The organism is Planomonospora algeriensis, from assembly GCF_977012225.1.
In genome coordinates this window covers 1-1,732 of the sequence record NZ_CDRNDK010000799.1, presented here as the reverse complement: position 1 = coordinate 1,732, position 1,732 = coordinate 1, and the positions used below count along the sequence as shown (strand labels likewise).

Genomic DNA, 1,732 nt, shown 5'->3' with positions numbered 1-1,732 from the left:
GCCGCGCACGCCAGCACCGCCAGCGCGGCGGCGACCTTGCTACGGGTCGGGGGCGCGTCGTCCGGGCCTGCGGGGCGGTGAGCGGTGGTCGTGGGCGGGATGGGGCGGTCGGCGGGCGGCGTCATCGGGGATCTCCTTCGGCCAGGTCGGCGAACGGCAGCGGGCAGTCGGCGCAGGTGCAGTGGGTGAGGCTGTCGCAACGGGCGGCCACCACCTGCTCCAGGGCGGTGCGGATGGTCCTCAGGTCGGCGATGCGCGCGTCGACTTCGGCGAGCTTGGCCTTGGCGCGCTCTTGCAGGTCCGGACTGGGGTGGCCGCGCCGGCCGGTGTCGATGAGGTCGGCGACCTCGTCCAGGGTGAAGCCGAGCCGCTGTGCGGCTTTGATGACCCCGAGGAGGGCGACGACCTCGGGCGGGTAGATCCGGTGCCCGCCGGGACTGCGCTCGGGTTCGGCGATCAGCCCCCGGCGCTCGTAGTAACGCAGGGTCTGGATGTTGACCCCGGCCCGCTCGGCGACCTGGCCGGTGCGCAGGTGCAACCCGTCGAAGAAGGTCTCCATCACACGCTCTCCCGGGCAGCGGCGGCATCGGTGGTGCCGAACACCGCGGTCACCAGCTCGGCGGCGGCCTGCGGCGCGGTCACGGTGAACACCGTGCCGCCCGGGCCGACGGTCAGGGTGAAGGTGAAGAACGAACAGCACGCGAACTCGGCGGCCGCCAGCCGGGCCAGCTCGAGTGCGACGCCGGCGTCGTGGGCGTAGGTCAGCCGCAGCCCGCCCTCGACCGGGGCACGCCCGGTGGCCGGGGCCAGCACCGCCTGCCACTGAGCGAGGCGCTCGCGCATCGCCTCCGCACCGCCGCCCAGCGTGCACACGATGTCCGGCCCGTCGGCCGCGACGTCATCCCGCGCCCGCACTGCCGTGATCTCGGATGCGCTGCCGGCCGCGGTCGCGGTCGGGATGGGGACGCAGCACGCGCACCCGCCATCCGTGCTCTGGTCTGCCATGGCGGCCTCCCGTCGGTTGGTGTGCTCCGACCGTAAGGCTGTACCTGGGTACCGGATGCAAGTCCTGCCGGCGGATTCGTCACCGAGCGAGGACATCAGGAGGACACCAGGAGGACGCCGAGGGCCGTTGGGTCTTGGCTGACGGCAACCGGGCGCTCGACACTCGTGGCCGTCCACCGGACGCTCGCGGCCCAGGTCACGGGCGGAGCGGTCTTGGCGGGCCTCGCCGACGCCCCCGTCCCGGCACCTCGTGTAACCATCTGATTACAAGAAGTCCTCTTGGTGTGCAACGTTCCAACGGTGCGGCAAAGGTGAAGACCTCCCAGTCCCCGTCGGGTCTCGAGGTGCTCATGTCAGATTCTCCAGGTGAGGAAGCCGCCGTCGCCGCCCCGGCCGTCCTGCGGTCGCGGACGGCGACAGGGCGGGGAGCGCATCGGCGTCCGGCCCGGGTGAGCGTCGGCGCCGTCGCCGCCACCGCGCTGGCCGGGGCGGCCGTCGTCTACACGGGCGTGCTCGCCCCCGCCGGCACCGTCTCCAGCGCCGAACCTCCGCCACCCGCGATCTCCGCTCCCCCCTCCCCCGCCCCGGTTCCCTCGACCACGGCGGTGCCGTCCGCCCCGACCTCCTCGGCTCCCGGACCGGCGCCCCGCGAGCACCGCCCCATGGTCCTGGCGAGCGCCCCCGGCGCCCGTCCCCCCACGCCTTTCGCGTGCCCGGGGCGGTCCCC

General features: G+C 74.1%; 2 protein-coding genes and 1 pseudogene. 1 reads left to right on the top strand and 2 read right to left on the bottom strand.

Annotated features, from left to right (window positions below; translation table 11 throughout):
- Positions 1 to 121 precede the first annotated feature (121 nt).
- A complete protein-coding gene (locus tag ACWJ6R_RS35895) occupies positions 122 to 559 on the bottom strand; it encodes a MerR family transcriptional regulator (RefSeq protein WP_449066471.1) in 438 nt (145 codons plus the stop codon).
- Complete coding sequence (locus ACWJ6R_RS35890) at positions 559 to 1,005, bottom strand: hypothetical protein (RefSeq protein WP_449066470.1); 447 nt, start codon at positions 1,003 to 1,005, stop codon at positions 559 to 561. Before ACWJ6R_RS35890 ends, ACWJ6R_RS35895 begins: the two co-directional genes overlap by 1 nt.
- Positions 1,006 to 1,454: 449 nt before the next feature.
- Between ACWJ6R_RS35890 and ACWJ6R_RS35885 the strand changes: the two are divergent.
- Positions 1,455 to 1,732 (top strand): annotated as a pseudogene (locus ACWJ6R_RS35885) (dihydrolipoamide succinyltransferase); the annotation flags it as partial.

Coding starts and splice junctions, on each gene's coding strand:
- ACWJ6R_RS35895 (WP_449066471.1), bottom strand. CDS start 559: ATGGAGACCTTCTTCGACGGGTTGCACCTGCGCACCGGCCAGGTCGCC.
- ACWJ6R_RS35890 (WP_449066470.1), bottom strand. CDS start 1,005: ATGGCAGACCAGAGCACGGATGGCGGGTGCGCGTGCTGCGTCCCCATC.